General features: G+C 67.5%; 18 protein-coding genes. 3 read left to right on the top strand and 15 right to left on the bottom strand.

What is annotated here, in order from left to right:
- Positions 1-3: 3 nt before the first annotated feature.
- From HMPREF1224_RS22850 to mucE, 6 genes are all read right to left on the bottom strand, one after another.
- Positions 4-738, bottom strand: a complete 735-nt coding sequence (locus HMPREF1224_RS22850; RefSeq protein WP_003102804.1) for an ABC transporter permease subunit — start codon at positions 736-738, stop codon at positions 4-6.
- Positions 735-1661 (bottom strand): ABC transporter ATP-binding protein, encoded by a 927-nt coding sequence (locus HMPREF1224_RS22845; RefSeq protein WP_003114911.1) that lies wholly within the window; start codon positions 1659-1661, stop codon positions 735-737. Before HMPREF1224_RS22845 ends, HMPREF1224_RS22850 begins: the two co-directional genes overlap by 4 nt.
- Before the next feature lie 404 nt (positions 1662-2065).
- Positions 2066-4366 (bottom strand): CHASE2 domain-containing protein, encoded by a 2301-nt coding sequence (locus tag HMPREF1224_RS22840; protein WP_003114910.1) that lies wholly within the window; start codon positions 4364-4366, stop codon positions 2066-2068.
- An 18-nt stretch (positions 4367-4384) separates the two neighbouring features.
- On the bottom strand, positions 4385-5386 hold the full coding sequence (locus HMPREF1224_RS22835; protein WP_003110517.1) for a FecR family protein: 1002 nt from the start codon (positions 5384-5386) through the stop codon (positions 4385-4387).
- 165 nt (positions 5387-5551) lie between these two features.
- A complete protein-coding gene (gene aqpZ / locus HMPREF1224_RS22830) occupies positions 5552-6241 on the bottom strand; it encodes an aquaporin Z (protein ID WP_003102790.1) in 690 nt (229 codons plus the stop codon).
- A 346-nt stretch (positions 6242-6587) separates the two neighbouring features.
- Positions 6588-6857 carry a mucoid induction factor MucE gene (mucE, locus tag HMPREF1224_RS22825; protein ID WP_003093256.1) on the bottom strand — a complete coding sequence of 90 codons (270 nt, stop codon included), beginning with the start codon at positions 6855-6857 and terminating at the stop codon, positions 6588-6590.
- Between the two features lie 194 nt (positions 6858-7051).
- Here mucE and HMPREF1224_RS22820 point away from each other — a divergent pair, with 194 nt between their 5' ends.
- Positions 7052-7768 carry a response regulator transcription factor gene (locus HMPREF1224_RS22820; protein WP_003093250.1) on the top strand — a complete coding sequence of 239 codons (717 nt, stop codon included), beginning with the start codon at positions 7052-7054 and terminating at the stop codon, positions 7766-7768.
- A 91-nt stretch (positions 7769-7859) separates the two neighbouring features.
- Here the strand turns inward: HMPREF1224_RS22820 and ppa are convergent, their stop codons facing one another.
- From ppa to HMPREF1224_RS22805, 3 genes are all read right to left on the bottom strand, one after another.
- Positions 7860-8387, bottom strand: a complete 528-nt coding sequence (gene ppa / locus HMPREF1224_RS22815; protein ID WP_003093248.1) for an inorganic diphosphatase — start codon at positions 8385-8387, stop codon at positions 7860-7862.
- Between the two features lie 79 nt (positions 8388-8466).
- Positions 8467-9297: a M90 family metallopeptidase gene (locus HMPREF1224_RS22810; protein WP_003093244.1), complete on the bottom strand. Its 831-nt coding sequence runs from the start codon at positions 9295-9297 to the stop codon at positions 8467-8469.
- A 2-nt stretch (positions 9298-9299) separates the two neighbouring features.
- Positions 9300-9965, bottom strand: a complete 666-nt coding sequence (locus tag HMPREF1224_RS22805) for a DedA family protein (RefSeq protein WP_003093241.1) — start codon at positions 9963-9965, stop codon at positions 9300-9302.
- A 193-nt stretch (positions 9966-10158) separates the two neighbouring features.
- On the opposite strand from HMPREF1224_RS22805, the gene HMPREF1224_RS22800 reads away from it, so the two are divergent.
- Positions 10159-11742 (top strand): protein kinase family protein, encoded by a 1584-nt coding sequence (locus HMPREF1224_RS22800; RefSeq protein WP_003114908.1) that lies wholly within the window; start codon positions 10159-10161, stop codon positions 11740-11742.
- On the opposite strand, the gene HMPREF1224_RS22795 is transcribed toward HMPREF1224_RS22800, so the two are convergent.
- From HMPREF1224_RS22795 to HMPREF1224_RS22770, 6 genes are all read right to left on the bottom strand, one after another.
- A complete protein-coding gene (locus tag HMPREF1224_RS22795; RefSeq protein ID WP_010793419.1) occupies positions 11635-12528 on the bottom strand; it encodes a substrate-binding periplasmic protein in 894 nt (297 codons plus the stop codon). The genes HMPREF1224_RS22800 and HMPREF1224_RS22795 overlap by 108 nt on opposite strands.
- 49 nt (positions 12529-12577) lie before the next feature.
- Complete coding sequence (locus HMPREF1224_RS22790) at positions 12578-13039, bottom strand: GNAT family N-acetyltransferase (protein ID WP_003093235.1); 462 nt, start codon at positions 13037-13039, stop codon at positions 12578-12580.
- A 162-nt stretch (positions 13040-13201) separates the two neighbouring features.
- Complete coding sequence (gene eutC, locus HMPREF1224_RS22785; RefSeq protein WP_003102780.1) at positions 13202-14023, bottom strand: ethanolamine ammonia-lyase subunit EutC; 822 nt, start codon at positions 14021-14023, stop codon at positions 13202-13204.
- A gap of 10 nt (positions 14024-14033) precedes the next feature.
- Positions 14034-15428 (bottom strand): ethanolamine ammonia-lyase subunit EutB, encoded by a 1395-nt coding sequence (locus HMPREF1224_RS22780; protein WP_003093232.1) that lies wholly within the window; start codon positions 15426-15428, stop codon positions 14034-14036.
- 57 nt (positions 15429-15485) lie between these two features.
- Positions 15486-16934, bottom strand: a complete 1449-nt coding sequence (eat, locus tag HMPREF1224_RS22775; RefSeq protein WP_003093230.1) for an ethanolamine permease — start codon at positions 16932-16934, stop codon at positions 15486-15488.
- A 209-nt stretch (positions 16935-17143) separates the two neighbouring features.
- Positions 17144-18664 carry an acetaldehyde dehydrogenase ExaC gene (locus HMPREF1224_RS22770; RefSeq protein WP_004351623.1) on the bottom strand — a complete coding sequence of 507 codons (1521 nt, stop codon included), beginning with the start codon at positions 18662-18664 and terminating at the stop codon, positions 17144-17146.
- 338 nt (positions 18665-19002) lie between these two features.
- On the opposite strand from HMPREF1224_RS22770, the gene eatR reads away from it, so the two are divergent.
- Entirely contained in the window at positions 19003-20934 is a 1932-nt protein-coding gene (gene eatR / locus HMPREF1224_RS22765) for a sigma-54-dependent transcriptional regulator EatR (RefSeq protein WP_010793418.1), read from the top strand.
- Positions 20935-21015 lie beyond the last annotated feature (81 nt).

Here is a 21015-nt window from a genome sequence, read left to right as displayed (position 1 = left end):
TTCCTACGCTGCCTTTTTCAGGTCGATGACGATGGTGGTGGCGACCAGCCAGGCGACGATCAGGCTGCAGAAGTAGGCCAGGTCGCGGACGTCGAGCACGCCCCGGCCGAGCGCCTCGAAACGGACCAGCACGCTCAGCGAGGCAATGCCGTCCAGCAGCCATTGCGGAAGCCAGCCGGAGAGCGCCTGTTGTACGTGGGGAGTGCCGGCGCCGACGAATAGCAGGCAGACGAGAACGGTCAGGGCAAAGGCGATGATCTGGTTCTTCGCCAGCGCCGACATGCAGGATCCGATGGCCAGGTAGCCGCCGGACAGCAGCCAGCCGGCCAGGTAGCCGGCGATGATCGCGCCGTTGTCGGGCGAGCCGAGGTAGTTCACCGTCAGCGGCATCGGGAAGGTCAGCAGCAACGCCAGCCCGGCGCAGAACCAGGCCGCGAGGAACTTGCCGGTGACCAGGGTGGCGCGGGAGACGGGCAGGGTCATCAGCATCTCGATGGAGCCGGACTTGCGCTCCTCGGCCCACAGGCGCATGGCCAGCGCGGGGATCAGCAGGAGGTAGAGCCAGGGCAGGCTGGAAAAGAACGGCGCCAGGTCGGCCTGGCCGCGCTCGAAGAAATCGCCCAGGTAGAAGGTGGCCACGCCGGAGAGGACGAGGAATACCAGGGTGAACACATAGGCGAGCGGCGTGGCGAAGTAGCTGCCCAGCTCGCGTCTGAAAATGGTGCCGATGGCGGTCATGCGGGGGGTTCTCGGGTCAGTTGGCGGAACACTTCTTCCAGTTGGCCGTGTTCGGTACGCACCCCGGATACCCGCCAGCCGCTGCCGTGGATCAGGCGGTTGAGCGCGGGAAGGATCTGCGCGCCGGGGCGGGCCAGAATGGTCAGGGTGCCGGCCCGGTCGGGGCGTCCTTCGATACCGGCGACGCCGGGGAGCATGGCGATGGCCAGCGGGTCTACCGGTGCTTCGATGCTGAGGCTGACGGCATGGTGGTAGCGGCTGCGGGTCCTGAGTTCGCCCGGGGTGTTGTCGGCCAGCAGGCGGCCGCCGTTGATCACCAGGGCGCGGCTGCACATGAACGAGACTTCCTCGAGGATGTGCGTGGAAATCACCACGATCTTGCTTTCCGAGAGGTTCTTCACCAGTTGCCGGACCTGGTGCTTCTGATTCGGGTCGAGGCCGTCGGTGGGCTCGTCGAGCAGGAGCAGCTCGGGATCGTGGAGGATCGCCTGGGCCAGCGCGACGCGGCGCTTGAAGCCCTTGGACAGGGTTTCGATGATGCTCCTGCGCTCATCCCGCAGCTCCATGCAGTCCATGGCGCTGTCGATGCGCCGACGTTTTTCCCGTCCGCTGTAGTCGCGGATGGACGCGACGAAGGCGAGAAAGCCCTCGACCGTCATTTCTCCGTAGCTGGGAGCGTTCTCCGGCAGGTAGCCGATCAGCTTCTGTGCCTGGCGCGCCTTGTCCTGCATGTCGAAGCCGAAGATGCGTACGCTGCCGGCGCTCGGCGCGAGGAAGCCGGAAAGCATCTTCAGGGTGGTCGACTTGCCCGCTCCGTTGGGGCCGAGGAGACCGACGATCTCTCCCCGGTCGATGCGGAAGCTCAAGTCGTTTACCACCGTCCGGCCGGAAAAGCGTTTGCTCAGTCTGTCTATGTCGATCATGGTTTCACTGGAAGTTGAGCCGTTTGCTGATATGCGTAGGGGATCGCATGAGCGCGGTAGATTACCGGGAGTTATTGGCTGGTTTTTCCAGTGGGCTCTTTTTAAGATTAGTTACTTATATTGTTGGGAAACTTCCTACGAACTCTCGTTAAAAGATGGAAGTTATCGAGACTTCCAGGGCAGCCCTGTAGCTGGCGCAGCGCCTTGGTTCCGCTGTGGGAACGCGGCCATGTCGCGCTCGCTGGTGCCTATGTTGGGGACGCGTCGATTCCCCCTGCGGAGTTTCACGAGGGAAGGCAGTTGCCGTTTCGATAGACGGGAAGCGGAATAGCCCGGCCGCCTGGATCTTCCGAACTTCGAGACCAATGCAAGTTGGAGGAAGACCCGACTTCCGCCAGTAGCGGTTATTCCTCGCCTTTCAGCAGCGGAAGGCGAATCTCGAAAGTGGTGCCCTGGCCAACCTGGCTCTGGCAACCGATCCTGCCGCCGTGCCGGTCGATCACCGTCTTGACCATGGCCAGCCCCAGGCCCAGGCCGGCGCTGCCCTCGGCGGAAGCGAAGCGCTGGTACTGGCTGAACAGGCGCGGTAGTTCGGCGGCCGCGATACCTTTGCCCTGGTCGACGATCCGGCAGCTCAGCCAGTCGCCTTCGAGGCGGATGCTCAGGCTGACGACGGTCCCCGCCGGGCTGTACTTGACCGCATTCTCCAGCAGGTTGAACAGCGCGCGCGTGAGCAGGCCGGGGTCGGCCCAGACCATCGGTTCCTGCTCGTCGTCCCAGTCGCGCCGCAGGTCGATGTCTTTCTGTTGCGCGAGGGGCCAGAGCTGGTCGGCGGCGTCCATCGCCAACATGGTGAACATGCACGCTTCGAAGCGGTAGGCGTCGGATTCGGCCTTGGCCAGTTGCACGAAGGCGTCGGTCAGGCCCAGGGCGCGACGGACCTGCTGCTCTATCTGTCGGTAGACCTGCTGGCCGGCTTCGTCCTCGGCGGGGCGGACGTCGAGCAGGGCGAGGATCGCCGAGTGCGGCGCGCGCAGGTCATGGGAGAGGAAGCGCAGGAGGGTGGCGCGCTGGCGCTCGGCATCGCGTTCGGCGCTCAGGTCGATCAGGCTCACCAGCCAGCCGATGGCGGTTTCGCTTTCGACCGGCAGCAGGCGCGCCAGGTCGAGGCGCAGGTCGCGTTCCCGGTGGTCGCGGAACTCGATGGCTTCCAGGGTTTCCAGCGTTGGGCGGGCGCCACCGGCGAGGCTCGGATGGCCGAGTTCGGCCAGGCGCTGGCGCAGTTCGGCGCCGCGCAGCTCGCCGCCGAACAGGTCGCGTGCCTTGCGGTTGGCCAGCAGGATCTGCCCCTGCGGGTCGCAGATCAGGGTCGCCACCGGCAGGCCTTCCAGGCCGTCGGCCATGAACCGCCGGCTGTCGCGGGTGCGGCTGACCGCCTGCTCCAGGGCGGCGATGCGGTTCTGCAATGGATCGTTGCCGGCGCGCGGGGGGCTGGCCCGCTCGGGCAGCACCTTGGGCTCGCGGTCGAGACGCGCCAGTTCCCAGCCGAAGTAGGCGAGCACCGCGTTCAGCCGGCGCCAGCTCCAGATCAGGTAGGCCAGCAGCAGGCCGACCAGGCTGGCCAGCGGCGACCACCACCAGCCGTTGAGCAGCAGCGCCCAGGAAAGACCCAGGGCCAGGGCCGCGCAGGCCAGGGTGAGGAGCAAGGCGTGGCGCGAGCGGAACAGCATCAGGCCGAGCAGCAGCGCTACGCTGGCGGCGGAGAGCAGGGCGGCGAGCCAGGGTTGCAGGTCGACGGCGGTGCGCTGCTGCAACAGGCCGTTGAGAATGTTGGCCTGGATCTCCACCCCCGGCGTGGTGCCGAGGCTGGCCGACAGCGGGGTGACATAGCGGTCGCCGAGGCCCGGCGCGGTGGCGCCGACCAGGACCAGGCGGTCGCGCAGCAGGCTGTCTGGCACCTCGCCGCGCAACACGCTGACGTAGGGCACGCTGGGGAAGCCCGCGTCGGCACCGATGAAGGGAATGCGGATGGCGTGGTCACGCTGCCAGCCGGGCAGGTTGCGCATGTCGTCGAGGCCGGGCATGGGCATGGCGCCGGCATCGGCGAATGCTTGCCAGGCGAGCAGCGGGCGCGGCTGGCCGAGCGGTCCTTCGCGCAGGTAGACGCTGCGCACCGTGCCGTCGCTGTCCGCTTCGACGTTGATATGCCCGATGCCGGCGGCGCAGCCGGCCAGCGGCGCGGTCGGCGGTATCTCCCGTGGCGGTTCGCCGTAGCGCGGCACGCTTTCGCGCAGCAGTGGCAGGAGGACGTTGCCGGCCCGGCACAGCGATCTTGCCAACTGGCGGTCGCTGTCCGGATTGGAGGAGGGTTCGCTGAAGATCACGTCGAGCAGTACGCTGCGTGCGCCGGCGGCGGCCAGGCGATCCAGCAGCTCGGCGTGGACGCTGCGCGGCCAGGGCCAGCGACCGAGGCTTTCCAGGCTACGGTCGTCGATGGCGACGACGAGGATGCGCGGATCGACGGCCAGCGGGGCGAGGTTGCGCAGGCGGTCGTAGAGCAGGTTGTTCAGCGGCAGGCCGCTGCTCAGCGAAAGCAGGGCGGTGAGCGGAAGGAGCAGCAGGCTGACCAGCAGCCATTCGCGCACCAGGCCGCGGAACAGCCGCTGCGCCTGGCTGGGCTCGTCCTGGCGGTCGAGCGCCTTCATCGGCGAGGCCCCGGCGCCCTATCGGGCACTGCCGCCTCGCGGGTAGTAGAGAATGTCGTATACGCTGGTCTCGCCCTCCAGGCCGTCGTTGTCGAAGGCCGAGAGACGGACGTGGTAGAAGGCCGCCTTGAGTCCGCTGAAACTGACTTCCGGGGTGCTCGAGAAACGCTCCTGCTGGATGCGCAGGAAGTCCGGATCGCTGGCTACCTGGGCACGGTAGCGCTTGGCGCCGTGCAGCGGGGCAAGATAGAGCTTCCAAACCGGCGACTCGCCGTGCTCGCCGCCCTGGCCGCGCAATTGCGGGGCGGGTAGCAGGTCCACCGGCGTCAGCTTGCCCTGCGGCTTGACCTTCAGGCCGCGGCGGGCGTCGACCAGCACGTCCTCGTCCGGCTCGGCCTGCGCCGCCTTGCGGGCCGGGCGCCTGCCGTTGAGCGGCAGGTCGTCGCTGGTCAGCTCGCGGTTCACCGCGACGCGCCCGTCGAGCACTTCGGTCAGCGCCTGGCCGTCTTCGGTGCGGGCGCGGAAGTGGGTACCGCGCACGCCCAGTACGCCGACCGGGGTCAGCACCTGGAAGCGGTCGTGATCGCTCTTTCTCTTCAGGACATAGGACTCGACCTGCCCCGCGCGCAGGGCGATCTGCGGAATGCCGGTGTCCTCGTCGAGGTGCAGGGTGACTTCCGAACTGGAGGGCAGGACGATGCGGCTGCCGTCGCCGAGCAGCAGGCTGACGAAGGCGGTCGGAGAGGTCTTGACGCCTTCCAGTTCGTCGATGTCCATGCCTTCTTCCAGGGGCGTCTGGTTGCCCTTGGCGTCGAGCTTCCAGGCGTCGCCGGCGAGATAGAGCACGCTGGCGGGGAGCGGCTGGGGCAGGCACGTTTCGCCCTGCTCGATGAACGGCGGCCGTTTCGTCTTGGCCGGCGCGGCCGCGACGGAGCCGGCGAGCAGCGTCAACAGTCCGCCCAGCGCCAGGGCGGCGCAAGCCGGAAAGAGGGATCGGGAAGTAAGGGCGAGGGCTGTCATAGGCTTCACTGGGCGGCGGGTCAGGTATCGCTGGCGGTCCGGTCAGGCTGCAATCTGCCTGATCGGGCGCCGGTTTCGCAATCCTTGCAACGACATCGGGAGCCCGCAGGCTCCCTTGTCGTTTCCTCGGCCGCAGCGCCTGGCGGTTGGGCCAGGCGCTTCGGTTCAGTCGTTCTTGTCGCCGATCAGGCGATAGGCCAGGGCGCCGAGTACCGCACCGAGAATCGGCGCGACCCAGAACAGCCACAGCTGGGAAACCGCCCAGTCGCCGACGTACAGGGCGACCGCGGTGCTGCGCGCCGGGTTCACCGAGGTGTTGGTGACCGGGATGCTGATCAGGTGGATCAGGGTCAGGGTCAGGCCGATGGCGATCGGCGCGAAGCCCTGCGGCGCGCGCTTGGAGGTGGCGCCGAGGATGATCAGCAGGAACATGCCGGTAAGTACCACTTCGCTGACCAGCGCGGCTTGCAACGAGTAGCCGCCCGGCGAGTGTTCGCCGTAGCCGTTGGAGGCGAAGCCGGCGGCCAGGTCGAAGCCGGCCTTGCCGCTGGCGATCAGGTACAGCACGCCGCCGGCGGCGAGGCCACCGAGGACCTGGGCGACGACATAGGGCAGCAGTTGGCTGGCCGGGAAGCGCCCGCCGACCCACAGGCCTACCGATACCGCGGGGTTCAGGTGTGCGCCGGAGATCGGGCCGATGGCATAGGCCATGGTCAGCACGCTGAGGCCGAACGCCAGGGCCACGCCGAGGTAGCCGATTCCCAGTTCCGGTACGCCGGCAGCGAGTACTGCGCTGCCGCAGCCGCCCAATACCAGCCAGAAGGTGCCGAAGAACTCTGCTCCGTATTGCTTCATGATGAGGTCCTTTTCAGATCCAGGATGGGACGCGGATCGAGGCGTCCGGATAGCGGGAGGGGATGATTCGAACAAGGAAGGGGAGATGACACATCCGTGTGTCGAAGCCAGCCCTGGGGGGATTGGCTCGGTTGCCTGGGGCGATCGTCCGTTACCGACCCCTGACTGTGGTTCGAGTGGTCTCGTTCCACGGCCCGCCGGAGCGGGTTTACACATCCCTGTGTCGGAGCAATCCATTTGCTCCTTGGCCTACTCAGCGGTTGGAAATCTACCAAGCGCGATTTGTCTGCTGTGAGATTTGCCATATTTCTTCAGATTCTTCCGCGCTATTTCAGATTCGTCGCGTTCAAAACACCCAGCGCAACTCGTCACGCACGCTGACGGCGCCGGACAGGCCGACGTTCCACATCTCGGCCCTGGCGCGGGCCGGGCCGTCGAGGCCGAGCGGAGTAGCGAAGGACGGGCTGGCGGTGCCCTGGCTGAACGACGGGGCCTGGACCGGGCCGGCCGGATGGCTTACCGATTCCAGGCCGAGGACCAGGGCAAGGCAGGAAAACTTGCCGAGGGCCTGCAGGTTGATGTCACGCAAACGTTGGCTAACTGGCCGGAAACCCATGGCTACGACTCCTTGATAGGTCAGGCTGGCGCTGGCTCACGGGCTCTTCGTCCCGCTTAATGGCTATTTGGAATCAGGCTATCAAGGGCTGGTCGCGACCAGAGAGATTCGTCACAATTCTTCAGATTTGTACGTAATTCGCCGTTCCTGGAGCGAAAAAGGGGCGTTAGCCCGATTGAACAGGACCAGCTTTTATGCGTGTCGCGATACTGGACGACGAGTCGGCCGAACTGGACCGGGTCGAGCAGACCTTGCAGCAGATACCCGCGCAGGGCGAACAGGCCTGGACGGTGCACCGTTTCGCCCGTGGCGAGGACCTGCTCAAGCAGCTCAAGCGGGAAACCTTCGACCTGCTGATCCTCGACTGGCAGTTGCCGGACCTCAGCGGCCTGCAATTGCTGCGCTGGAGCCGCGAGCATCTGGATGCGCCGCCACCGGCGATCATGCTGACCAGCCGTGACGCCGAACAGGACATCGTGCAGGCGTTGAACAGCGGCGCCGACGACTATGTCAGCAAGCCGTTCCGGCCCAACGAACTGAAGGCGCGGGTAGCCGCCGTGCTGCGTCGCCACGGGGGAACGCGTCCCGCGCAGCATGAGGTGCAGACTTTCAACGACCTCAGTTTCGACGATGCCGAGCTGACCGTGACCCGGGCCGGCGCGCCGATCAGCCTGACCGAACGCGAATACCGCCTGGCCCGCTGCCTGTTCGCCAACCTGGGACGGCCGTTGTCGCGGGAATATCTCTACGAGCGCTTCTGGCCCCACGAGGAAGTGTTGTCCTCGCGGCCGCTGGATACCCACATCTATCGCCTGCGCAACAAGCTTGGCCTGACCGCCGAGCGCGGTTGGCAGTTGCTGACCATCTACGGCTACGGATATCGGTTGGAGAGCGTGGCGACGGTCGACTGAGCGGAGCGGGGTGGCGAGACCGACCTTGGCGGTCGGCGAGGGAGAATGAAAAAGCCCCGCGGCTGCGGGGCTTCTTTTCGGCGAGGCGCGCTTACTTCTGGAACGCGGCCACGGCCTTGGTGATCTCGGCGCGGGCGGCGTCGGCGTTGCCCCAGCCTTCGACCTTGACCCACTTGCCTTTCTCGAGATCCTTGTAGTTCTCGAAGAAGTGCTTGATCTGCTCCAGCAGCAGGGCCGGCAGGTCGGTGTATTCCTTCACGTCCTTGTACAGGACGCTCAGCTTGTCGTGCGGCACGGCGATCAGCTTGGCGTCGCCGCCTGCCTCGTCGGTCATGTGCAGGACGCCAACCGGGCGCGCGCGGATCACCGAACCGGGAGCGACCGGATAGGGGGTCACCACCAGCACGTCCAGCGGGTCGCCGTCGTCGGCCAGGGTGTTCGGGATGAAGCCGTAGTTGGCCGGGTAGAACATCGGGGTGGCCATGAAACGGTCGACGAACAGGCAGTCGGTGTCCTTGTCGATCTCGTACTTGATCGGCGCATGGTTGGCCGGAATCTCGATAGCGACGTAGATGTCGTTCGGCAGGTCCTTGCCGGCCGGGATCTTGCTGTAGCTCATGGGTGACTCCAGAGGTTTCTGGCCAAAAAAGAGGCCGCGATTATAGGCATATTCGGTTGTCGATGCCATGTACCGGCATTCAGCCGTTAGTCGTGTCGCCCGCCGCCTCGCGGTAGTCCGGATGCTCGGCCTGCAGGCGGCGCAGGCGTTGCAGCGGGTCCTGGCGGTAGAACAACTGGAGCTGCCGGTATACCGCCGGATAGGCCTCGTGGAGGAGATCCGGGGCGGTGAAGAAATACTCGCTGGTAACGGCGAAGAACTCCGCCGGATCTTCCGCCGCATAGGGGTCGATGGCGGTCTGCGCGTCGGGGTCGCGGTCGAGCAGGGCGTTCATCTCGTCGTAGGCGGCCTGCATGGCGCTCGCCCAGTCGCCGATGCGCATGCCGGCGTGCAGCGGCGGCAGGCCGTTGGCGTCGCCGTTGAGCATGTCCAGCTTGTGCGCCAGTTCGTGGATCACCAGGTTGTAGGCATCCCAGCCACCCCCGCCGACGACGCCGGGCCAGGCCAGGACCACCGGCCCTTGCAGGGACGTCTCGCCGCTGCGTTCGTCGTCGAACTCATGGACTACGCCGCTGGCGTCGCGGTGTTTCTGCGGGCTGACGAAATCATCGGGATACAGCACCAGCTCGTGGAAGCCCTGGTACCAGTTCAGCTCCGGCAGGTGCAACAGCGGCAGTTGCGCCTGCGCCGCCAGCAGCAGGCGGCCGAAGTCGTCGAGATCGACGCCGGCGAGTGCGGTCAGGTGCTTGTCGGCGAGAAACAGCACGGCCCGCTCGCGCAGGCGGCGGTCCTCGTCGGCGTCCAGACCGTCGAGGATCGGCAGGTGCCGGCGTACCCGCTGCCAGAGCTCTTCGGCCACCGGGTGGCGTGCCAGCAGGCGCCGGCGTCGCCAGGCGCGGAACGACCACATGCTCAGTCGCTCTGGGCCTTGGCCTGTTTGGCGGCGCTCGCCTGCAGGCGATGGCGAATGAAGCCGAGGATCATCGGCAGCAGCGACAGCAGGATGATGCCGATCACCAGCAGCGACAGGTTCTTCTTGATGAACGGCACGTTGCCGAAGAAGTAGCCCAGGGTCACCAGGCCGCCGACCCAGGCCACGGTGCCGACCACGCTGAACATGACGAAGCGCGGGTAGTGCATCTTCGCCATGCCGGCGACGAAGGGCGCGAAGGTCCGCACGATGGGCAGGAAGCGCGCCAGGGTCACGGTCTTGCCGCCGTGGCGTTCGTAGAACTCATGGGTGCGGTCGAGGTAGTCGCGGCGGAATACCTTCGAGTCGGGGTTGCTGAACAGCCGCTTGCCGAGGGTCCGGCCGATCACGTAGTTGGTGCTGTCGCCGGTGATCGCCGCGACCATCAGCAGCCCGCCGAGCAGCCATGGGTCCATGCCGCCGGTGGCGCAGATGGCGCCGGCGATGAACAGCAGCGAGTCGCCGGGGAGGAACGGAGTCACCACCAGGCCGGTTTCACAGAAGATCACCAGGAACAGGATGGCGTAGATCCAGACGCCATAGTTGCTGACCAGCATGGCCAGGTAGGTATCCAGGTGGAGAATCAGATCGATTGGGTTGAAGTCCATTGAGCAACCTGCGGAGACAACGCGTTGAGCGGCAGAGGGCCGCCATTATAGGGGGGCGTCCGGATGGGTGGGGGGCTGTTTGTCGCGATCCCGGCAAAACCACTGATTGCAGGATGTTTCGGTAATTTTTCCGAAATTGGTCGGCATAAAGTCTGCAAGAACAGGAGAAATTTCTAGCAGGGAAGGGCGTGCGATGACACTCCAGCCTTTTGCCCAGCCACCGCTCAGTCTCGCCCTGGGCGCCGGGCGCGACCTCCCGGGGCAGGCCGCGCGGGTTCGCGCCGAATGGCTCGCGCCTCGCCCCGGACGGGCTCCGGCGTTTCTCCTGGCGCTGCTCTGGGGACGCGGTTGCGCCAACGTGGTGCAGGCCATCGAAGGCCATCTCGACGCCCTGTTCGCCGACTACGCCTGTACCCCCGAGGGTTGGCCGGAAGCGCAGGCGGCGCGGCAGGTCCTGGCTTCGCTGAACATGCAGCTCTATCGCCGGCGCCGCGAAGGCGAGCCGGGCGTGCTCGAGCTGGCGGCGGGGTTGCTGCTGGTCCATGCCGGAGGCGTGCACTTTCTCCAGTGCGGCGCCGTCGGCCTGCTGCGTTATCGCCAGGGCAGCCTGCAGCGCCTGGGAGGGAGCGGCCAGCCGCTGGGTAGCAGCGCGGAGCTGGCGCTGGTCCAGCACAACCTGACCCAGGTGGCCGGCGAGCCCTTGTTGCTGGCGCCCCAGCCGCTGCTCGAAGTGGCCGACCTGCGCGCCCTCGGAGAGCGTTGTGCGGGGCTGGCCACGGGGCGCCTGGAGGGCGTGCTGCAGCCGTTGCTGCATGCGCCGGGGGCGGTGGCGCTGGTCTTGCCGGGGGCGCTCGAGCGCGCCCCGGCGGCGCCACGGCATACCGGCTGGCCAGCGCTGGGCGCGGCGTGCCCCGGCGACTGCGTGGATGGCTGGACCTTGCAGGCAGCTTGCGCGTTCGGCCCGCCCGGGCGGCTATTCCGCGCCTGCGACGAGCAAGGACGCGAGGCGTTGCTGCTGCTCGCGGCGGTCGATGCCGACGAAGCGTTCTGGCAGCGCGAATGGGCATTGCGGCGCTGCCGTGCGGAGAGCCTGCCGCGAGTATTGTCGTCGCCCCGGTTGCGTCGTCATGCCTTCCAGTTGTTCGCTCCGCCGCGCTGGCCGATGCGCAGCCTGCTGGATTGGGCGCCAGCGCACCTGCCGCTGGAACCGCAATGCGCGCTGGTCCTCCTGGAGCAACTTATCGATGCGGTTCGCGCCTTGCAGCGGCGCGGCGTACAGGGCTTGTGGCTGGCGCCGCGGCAGATCCTGCTGGACGAGGGCGGGCGCCTGCTGTTCCTCCCCGAGGCGGCGGCGATCCTGCCGGGGGTGGCGCGCCAGGCGCTGCCTGCGGACAGCGTGCCGCTGGCGCCGGAGTTGCGTCGCGGCGAGGCGCTCGATGGCCGGGCCGACCAGTTCGCCCTGGCGGCGCTGTTCTATTGGCTGCTCTGTGGTCGCTGGCCGTCGATCGCCTGCCCGGAGAGCGACGGCGGATGCCGCTACGAGCCCCTGGGCGAGCGTCAGGCGGACCTGCCGGTCGGCTGGGATGGGGTATTGGCGCGGGCCCTGGCGCCGCGTCCGGAGGGGCGCTTCGAAGCGTTGTCGGAATTCTGGCTGGCCTTGCAGAAGCCGCTAGCGCATCCCCAGCGGGTCTTCGCGCCACGCCGGTTGCAACGGGGCGTGCTGGCCCTGGTCCTGCTCCTGGCCGGGGCTGCGCTGCTGGTCGGTCTGGCCGGTTAACGGATCGACGGCCAGCGTGCGGGTCTGCCCGCTGCGTTCGAGGTGTGCTTCGGCGATCAGTTGTTCCAGCCGGCCGCTGCGACGCATCAGGCGCAGGTTGCGGTCGAGGCTGGCGGCAAGGGCGGCGCCGCGGGCGTGTCTTTTCGGCACCAGTACATAGAGCGGCTTGACCTCCAGCGGCGGTTCGATGAACACCAGGCGATCCTTCAGCGCCGGCACGTTGCGCGCCAGCAGGTGGTAGCCGGTGTAGCGATCGACCACGGCCAGGTCGATACGCCCGCGCAGGAGCTTCTCGAGGTTCTGCCAGTCGTTGGTCACCGCGTCCTTGGTCAGGCTGCGGTCGGCGTCGAAATCCTCCCGGTTGACGTAGCCGCGGACCACGCCGATGCGGTACGGACGCAGGCTTTCCAGATGCGCGGGATTGACCGGCAGCAGGCGCTCGCGCTGGCGGAAGAAGCCCAGTTGCGAGTCGAGCAGGGGGATGGTGGCGTGGAACAGTTCGCGCCGCTCGGGCGACAGGTAGGCCGGCATGAGGGCGTCGAAGCGCCCCTCGGCGGCTTCCTTCAGGGCACGTTGCCAGGGCAGGAACACCAGTTCGGCGCGGTGCCCGTCGAGGGCCAGGGCTTCGTCTAGGATGCGGCTGGCGAGGCCTTTGCCCGGCAGGTCGGGGCCGACGTAGGGCGCCCAGTCGAGGGTCGCCACGCGCAGGGTGTCGGCCTGCGCGCCGGCCGTGGCGAGGAGCAGGCCGAGCAGGACGCCGGGCCAGTGCCAGGTGCGCGAACCCATGGATGCCTCTGCTCTGAGCGATCGGTTGGGAGGTGCCGTGCCTTTGTCTTCAGCTTAGTTCGTCGCTGATCGGCAGGGTGTAGTTCTTGAACTCCTGGTCTTCGCGGAAGCCGATCGACTCGTAGACTTTCTGCGCTACCTCGTTGTCGACGCTGGTGGAGACACGCATGCGCACCGCATGGGTTTCCCGGGCCATCTGCTTGGCGTGTTGCAGCAGGTGGTCGGCGACCAGTTGCCGGCGTGCCTCCTCGGCGACGTAGATGTCGTTGAGGATCCAGACGCGCTTGAGCGACAGCGAGGAGAAGCTCGGATAGAGCTGGCAGAAACCGAGCAGGCGGTCTTCTTCGTCGGCCAGCGCCAGGTAGATCACCGATTCCTTGCGGCGCAGGCGTTTCTCGAGGAATTTCCGCGAGGACTCGGGGTAGGAGAGCATGCCGTAGAATTCGCGGTACTTGACGAACAGCGGCGCCAGCAGGTCGAGGTGTTCGAGGGTGGCTTGCACGATTCGCATGACGGGCCTCGCATTGCGGGAAGGGGCTGCCGGGACGATGCAGGCTGCATGCCAGCAACGCTTCGATGCTGCCCAATCTCCCTGGAAAGCGCAATCCAAGCGAACGTTTGAATCGGCCGAAGGAGGGGCGACGCGCGCCGGCCCATCCTTCGGCCGGGAGGCTCAGTCCCTCGCCAGGAGGAAGTTGCCGGTGCGCGGAGCCTCGCCGTCCAGCGCCTGGACCTCCGCCTCGTCCTTCAGGTTGACCCCGGAAAGCTGCCGCCGGCAGGCCTCGCGCATCAGGTAGAGCAGGCGGTGCGCGGCCATGCCGTAGCTGAGGCCTTCCAGGCGGACGTTGGAGATGCAGTTGCGATAGGCGTCGGTGAGGCCGACCCGCGGGGCCCAGGTGAAGTACAGGCCGAGGCTGTCCGGCGAGCTGAGGCCGGGACGCTCGCCGATCAGGATCACGCTCATCTTCGCCCGCAGCAATTCACCGATCTCGTCGGCCACCGCCACCCGTCCCTGTTCCACCAGGACCACCGGCGACAGCGACCAGCCTTCGGCCAGCGCCTGTTCCTCCAGGCGTTCGAGGAAGGGCAGGGTGTGACGCTGCACGGCCAGCGCGGAGAGGCCGTCGGCGACCACGATGGCCAGGTCGATCTGCCCGTCGTAGCAGGCGGCGTGTTCGCGCAGGCGTTGCACCGAGGCCTCGTCGAGGCGCCGGCCGAGGTCCGGGCGTTGCAGGTAGACGTGGCGGTCGGCGGCGGCGCTGTGCAGCAGCAGGCTGTCGCGGCCGCGCTGGCGCAGGCCGTCGCTGATGGCCGCATGGTCGAAGGGCAGGTGCACGGCGTCGCGCGCCTGGGCGTGGGCGTACTGGAAGTCCAGTTGCGGGCGGGTCGGCAGGCTGGTGCCGGTGCGGCCCAGGGCGATCCGCGCGGGGGTCAGCTGGCGCAGCGGCAGCCAGGGGTTCTCGGCGCTGGCGTCGGGCAGGTGCTTGTCGTTCATCGGCATCTCCTCAGGCCAGTTGCGCCAGGGCCTGGCGGAACGCCGGCGGTAACTCGTCACCGAAGCGGATGCGCCCGTCGGCCTGGGTGAAGATTCCCATCCGCTGCAACCAGTCCTCGAATTCCGGCGCCGGCTTCAGGCCCAGCGTCTGGCGCGCATAGAGGGCGTCGTGGAAGGAGGTGGTCTGGTAGTTGAGCATCACGTCGTCGGAGCCGGGAATGCCCATGATGAAGTTGATCCCGGCGACGCCCAGCAGGGTCAGGAGCATGTCCATGTCGTCCTGGTCGGCCTCGGCATGGTTGGTGTAGCAGATGTCGCAACCCATCGGCACGCCGAGCAGCTTGCCGCAGAAGTGGTCTTCCAGGCCGGCGCGGATGATCTGCTTGCCGTTGTACAGGTACTCGGGACCGATGAAGCCGACCACGGTGTTCACCAGGAACGGCTTGAAGTGACGAGCCACCGCATAGGCGCGGGTCTCGCAGGTCTGCTGGTCGACGCCGTGGTGGGCGTTGGCCGAGAGCGCGCTGCCCTGGCCGGTCTCGAAGTACATCAGGTTGTTGCCTAGGGTGCCGCGCTTCTGGCTGAGCCCGGCCTCGTAGCCTTCCTGGAGGATCTTCAGGCTGATGCCGAAGCTGGCATTGGCCGCCTCGGTGCCGGCGATCGACTGGAACACCAGGTCCAGCGGCACGCCGCGGTTGATCGCCTCGATGGAGCTGGTGACGTGGGTCAGCACGCAGGCCTGGGTGGGAATCTCGTAGCGCTGGATGATCGCGTCGAGCATCTCCAGCAGGGCGCAGATCGAGGCCATGCTGTCGGTGGCAGGATTGATCCCGAGCATCGCGTCGCCATTGCCGAACAGCAGGCCGTCGAGGATGCTCGCGGCGATTCCGGCCGGGTCGTCGGTCGGGTGGTTCGGTTGCAGGCGGGTGGAGAGCCGGCCGCGAAGGCCGAGGGTGTTGCGGAAGCGGGTGACCACGCGGATCTTCTGCGCCACCAGGACCAGGTCCTGGACACGCATGATCTTCGATACCGCCGCTGCCATTTCCGGCGTCAGGCCCGGAGCCAGGGCGCGCAGGCTGGCCTCGTCGGCGGCGTCGCCGAGCAGCCAGTCGCGGAAGCCGCCGACGGTGAGATGGGACACCGGGGCGAAGGCGTCGCGCTGGTGGGTGTCGATGATCAGGCGGGTGACCTCGTCGTCCTCGTAGGGAATCAGCGCCTCGTCGAGGAAGTGTTTGAGCGGGATGTCGGCCAGGGCCATCTGCGCGGCGACCCGCTCGCCGTCGTTGCTCGCCGCGACGCCGGCGAGGAAATCGCCGGAGCGCGCGGGGCTGGCCTTGGCCATCACGTCCTTGAGGCTGTCGAAGCGGTAGGTTTCGCCGCCGACGCTATGGGTGAAACGTGCCATGTGTGTCTCCAGTGCCCGGCCTCGCCAGCGGCGGGCCGGGCTTTGTCGTTGTCGCTCTCAGCGCAGGTCCTGTTCCGCCGCCTGGATCGCGGCGAACTCTTCTTCCGGGGTGCCGGACACCAGGTGATGCCGACTGTACAGGGCGAAGTAGCCGATCAGTACAGCGTAGATCGCCACCGCGCCGACCACGACCCGCGGGTCGACCAGGAAGCCGGCGACCACCGCGACGCAGGCCAGCGCCAGGGCTACGCCGGAGGTGAGGATGCCGCCAGGGGTGCGGTAGGGGCGCTGCATGTCCGGGCGGCGGATGCGCAGGGTGATGTGCGCGGCCATCATCAGCACGTAGGAGATGGTCGCGCCGAACACCGCGACCAGGATCAGCAGGTCACCCTGGCCGGTCAGCGACAGGCCGAAGCCGATCACCCCCGGCACCACCAGGGCCAGTACCGGCGCCTTCTTGCGGTTGGTCAGCGAGAGGCTGCGCGGCAGGTAGCCGGCGCGGGAGAGGGCGAAGATCTGTCGCGAGTAGGCATAGATGATCGAGAAGAAGCTGGCGATCAGCCCGGCCAGGCCGACCAGGTTGACGAACTGGCTCATCCAGGTCGAACCCTTGTAGGCCGACTCCAGCGCTTCCACCAGGGGATTGCCCGAGCCCATCAGCTCCTTGGCTCCGGCGGCCCCGGGACCGACGACCAGAATCAGTGCGGCGAAGGCGAGAAGCACCAACATGGCGCCGATCAGTCCGCGCGGCAGGTCGCGCTTGGGGTTCTTGGTTTCCTCGGCGGCCAGCGGCACGCCTTCGACGGCGAGGAAGAACCAGATCGCGTAGGGGATCGCCGCCCAGACCCCGACATAGCCGAACGGCAGGAAGCTGCTGGCGCCGGTCGCCGCGGTCTGCGGGATGTTGAACAGGTTGGCCGAGTCGAAGTGCGGAACCATCGCGACAATGAACACGCCGAGGGCGATGGCCGCCACCGCGGTGATGACGAACATCAGCTTCAGCGCCTCGCCGGCGCCGAGGATGTGGATGCCGATGAACACGATGTAGAACACCAGGTAGATCAGCCAGCCGCCGACGCCGAACAGCGACTCGCAGTAGGCGCCGATGAAGCAGGCGATGGCCGCCGGGGCGATGGCGTATTCGATGAGGATCGCGGTGCCGGTGAGAAAGCCGCCCCAGGGCCCGAAGGCGCTGCGGGCGAAGCCGTAGCCGCCGCCGGCGGTAGGGATCATCGAAGACAGTTCGGCGAGCGAGAAGCACATGCACAGGTACATGGTGGCCATCAGCAGGGTGGCGAGGAACATCCCGCCCCAGCCGCCCTGGGCCAGGCCGAAGTTCCAGCCGGCGTAGTCGCCGGAGATCACGTAGGCGACGCCGAGCCCGACCAGCAGGACCCAGCCGGCGGCGCCTTTCTTCAGTTGACGGTGTTGGAAGTAGTCGGCGTCGACGCTTTCGAAGTCGACCCCGGAAGTTGCGGGCGCATGGCCGGTTTGTTCGAGGGACATGGGTTTTTCACCTCAATCTTGTTGTTATCGACCCCGGTTTTCCCGGTGGTGTGCTGTACGTGGTGAACGCAGGCAATAGCTATGCCAGCCGCTCTGCAATCGGCCTGGCGAGGAGGTGGAAGGGGCGCCGCCGTCAGCCTCGGCGGCGTGTTTCACGAGCCGGCGCGACCGCTCCGGGAAAGAGCGGTCGCGGCCGGTCCGGGGTCCTACTAGAAGAAGCCCAGCGGGTTGATGTCGTAACTCACCAGCAGGTTCTTGGTCTGCTGGTAGTGGTCGAGCATCATCTTGTGCGTCTCGCGACCGACGCCGGACTTCTTGTAGCCGCCGAACGCGGCGTGGGCCGGGTACAGGTGGTAGCAGTTGGTCCACACGCGACCGGCCTTGATCCCGCGGCCCATGCGGTAGGCGCGGTTGATGTCGCGGGTCCAGAGGCCGGCGCCGAGGCCGTACTCGGTGTCGTTGGCGATGGCCAGGGCCTCGGCTTCGTCCTTGAAGGTGGTGACGCCGACCACCGGGCCGAAGATTTCCTCCTGGAACACGCGCATGCCGTTGTGCCCCTTGAGCAGGGTCGGCTGGATGTAGTAGCCGCTGGCCAGGTTGCCTTCGAGCTTCTCGACGCTGCCGCCGGCGAGCAGCTCGGCGCCTTCCTGCTGGGCGATGTCGAGGTAGGAGAGGATCTTCTCGTACTGCTGCTGGGAAGCCTGGGCGCCGACCATGGTCTCGGTGTCCAGCGGGTCGCCGCGCTTGATCGCCCTGACCTTTTTCAGCACCTCTTCCATGAACGCCGGGTAGATCGACTCCTGGACCAGCGCGCGGGACGGGCAGGTGCACACCTCGCCCTGGTTGAAGAAAGCCAGCACCAGGCCCTCGGCGGCCTTCTCGATGAACGCCGGCTCGGCCTGCATGATGTCTTCGAAATAGATGTTCGGGCTCTTGCCGCCCAGCTCGACGGTGGAGGGAATGATGTTCTCCGCCGCGCACTTGAGGATGTGCGAGCCGACCGGGGTGGAACCGGTGAAGGCGATCTTGGCGATGCGCTTGCTGGTGGCCAGGGCCTCGCCGGCCTCCCTGCCGAAGCCCTGGACGACGTTGAGCACGCCCGGCGGCAGCAGGTCGCCGATGAGTTCCAGCAGCACGCAGATGCCCAGCGGGGTCTGCTCGGCCGGCTTGAGCACCACGCAGTTGCCGGCGGCCAGCGCCGGGGCCAGCTTCCAGGCGGCCATCAGCAGCGGGAAGTTCCACGGGATGATCTGCCCGACCACGCCCAAGGGCTCGTGGATGTGGTAGGCCACGGTGCTGTCGTTGATCTCGGCGGCGGAGCCTTCCTGGGCGCGGATGCAGCCGGCGAAGTAGCGGAAGTGGTCGGCGGCCAGGGGAATGTCGGCGTTGAGGGTCTCGCGCACGGCCTTGCCGTTGTCCCAGGTCTCGGTGACGGCGAGCAGTTCCAGGTTCTGCTCGATGCGGTCGGCGATCTTCAGCAGGATGTTCGAACGCTCCTGCACCGAGGTGCGGCCCCAGGCCTCGGCGGCGGCGTGGGCGGCGTCGAGGGCCTTGTCGATGTCCTCGGCGGTGGAACGGGGGAACTCGGCGATCGGCTGGCCGTTCACCGGCGAGGTGTTGGTGAAGTACTGGCCCTTGACCGGAGGCACGAACTCGCCGCCGATGTAGTTGCCGTAGCGGGCCTTGAAGGAAACGATGGCGCCTTCGCTACCGGGATGGGCGTAACGCATGATGGTATCTCCTGGCTCTTGTGCTTATTAGGGGAGGACGCGCTGTCGCGCTTGTCGTAAGCCTGGAGCAAGGGCCGGGCCAGAGTGGCGAAATGCCCGGAGTAGAGCGTCCTGGAGGTTTCGCAGGGGAGCTTGCGAACGCTCCCTGTCACGCGGGCGGGACGCTCGTGAGTGACACTCTGTACCGTTTTTGGCGCAGCGCATGACTCATCGGTCAGTCCGTCGTTGCATTGCGCCCCGGCCTGTTGGATGCTGCACCGATAGCCGTCCGGAGACTCGCGGACCGATCCACCGCGCCCAGGCAAGAGACGGCCCGTCCCTCGCGGAGAACCATAACAATGCCTGCCAGTTCCATGAGCCGCCACGCGCGGCAAGTGCTGACCGTCGCCCAGGGCAAGATCCCGCCGGGCGGCCCTGCGACCGATCCGTCCATCGCCCGCTCCTGGCTGCGCTGCCTGGAACAGCACCATCTCGATCCCGGCCAGCCGATGGCGCCGATGGTGCTGGAGCACGCGCGCATGCTCGAACGCCGCGAGCGCCTGCAACAGGTGCTGGAGATCGCCGATGGCGAGATGCACAGCCTCTACCAGCAGCTTTCCGGCAACGACCACGCGGTACTGCTCACCGATGCCCGCGGGGTGATCCTCAATTGCGTCAACGCCGACGCCCAGCGCCAGACCTTCGAACACGCCGGCCTCTGGCTCGGTGCCGACTGGAGCGAGCCCTGCGAAGGCACCAACGGCATCGGCACCTGCGTGGTCGAGCGGCAGGCCCTGACCATCCAGCAGGAAGAGCACTTCCGTAGCCGCCATACCGGCCTGACCTGCTCGGCGAGCCCGGTGTTCGATCCGCAGGGCGAGCTGATGGCGGTGCTCGACGTGTCTTCGGCGCGCCAGGAAGTCTCGCGGCAGAGCCAGTTCCACACCATGGCGCTGGTCAACCTGTCGGCGAAGATCATCGAGGGCTGCTATTTCCTCCGTCGCTTCGAGGGCTCCTGGCTGCTGCGCTTCCATGTCCAGGGCGACTATGTCGGCCTGTTCAGCGAAGGGCTGCTGGCCTTCGAGGAAGACGGGCGGATCCGCGCGGTGAACCAGAGCGCGCTGAACCTGCTCGGTTGTCCGCGCCAGCGCCTGCTCGGCCAGCCGGTGGAGACCTTCTTCGATTGCCGTCTCGACGACCTGCTCGGTCGCGCCTCGCCGCAACCCAGCGCCAGCTGGCCGCTGCGCACCCGCGAGGGACGGACCCTGTACGCCATGCTGCGCGGCGCGCCGCGGGCGATACCCCAGGCCCTGGCGGTGCCCACGGCAGCGAAGCCGGCGCCTGCCGCGACCGGCCTGTGCCTGGGCGACGCCGAGCTGGCCGCCGATTTCCGCCGGGCGCTGAAGGTCTACGCGCGCGACGTGCCGTTGCTGCTCAACGGCGAGACCGGTTCCGGCAAGGAGGCCTTCGCCAAGGCCGTGCACCTGGCCGGCCCGCGCGCGGAACAGGCGTTCGTCGCGCTGAACTGCGCGGCGATCCCGGAAACCCTGATCGAGAGCGAACTGTTCGGTTATCGCGGCGGCAGCTTCACCGGCGCGCGCAAGGAGGGCATGCGCGGCAAGTTGCAGCAGGCTGACGGCGGCACCCTGTTCCTCGACGAGATCGGCGACATGCCACTGGCCTTGCAGACCCGCCTGCTGCGGGTGCTGGAAGAGCGCCGGGTGGTACCGCTGGGCGGCGAGCCGGAGGATGTCGACGTGCGCCTGATCAGCGCTACCCACCGCGACCTGGCCGGGCTGGTCGCCGATGGACGCTTCCGCGAGGATCTCTACTACCGCCTCAATGGCATGGTCGTGAGCCTGCCGCCGCTGCGCGAGCGCAGCGACCGCGAGGAGCTGCTGGACTACCTGCTGGCCGAGGAGGCCAGGGGCCAGCGCATCCAGCTCGACGGCGAGGTTCGCCAGGGCCTGCTGGCCTACCGCTGGCCGGGCAACGTCCGGCAGATGCGCACGGTGCTGCGGACCCTGGTGGCACTCTGCGAGGACGGCCGGGTCGGCCTGCGCGACCTGCCCGCGGATATCCGCCAGGCCCTGGCGGCGCTGCCGCCCGCCGCAGCGGCGCCCGCCCCGGCCGCGGGCAACAGCCTGGACGACGCCGAGCGAGCCGCGTTGCTGGCGGCGCTGGACGGCCAGCGCTGGCACGTGAGCCGGGTGGCCGAGCAACTGGGGATCAGCCGCAACACCCTGTATCGCAAGCTGCGCCGGCACGGCCTGGTGCGCGGCCAGGCCTGACGGGCGGGACGGCTCCAGGCGGGCCGCCGCGAGGCCGGCGGGAACCCCGCCGACGCCGCGTCGTCTGATGCCGCGACGCCG

This window comes from Pseudomonas sp. P179 (assembly GCF_000478485.2).
Taxonomy (GTDB): Bacteria; Pseudomonadota; Gammaproteobacteria; order Pseudomonadales; family Pseudomonadaceae; genus Pseudomonas; species Pseudomonas aeruginosa.
This window is presented reverse-complemented; position numbering and strand designations above follow the sequence as displayed.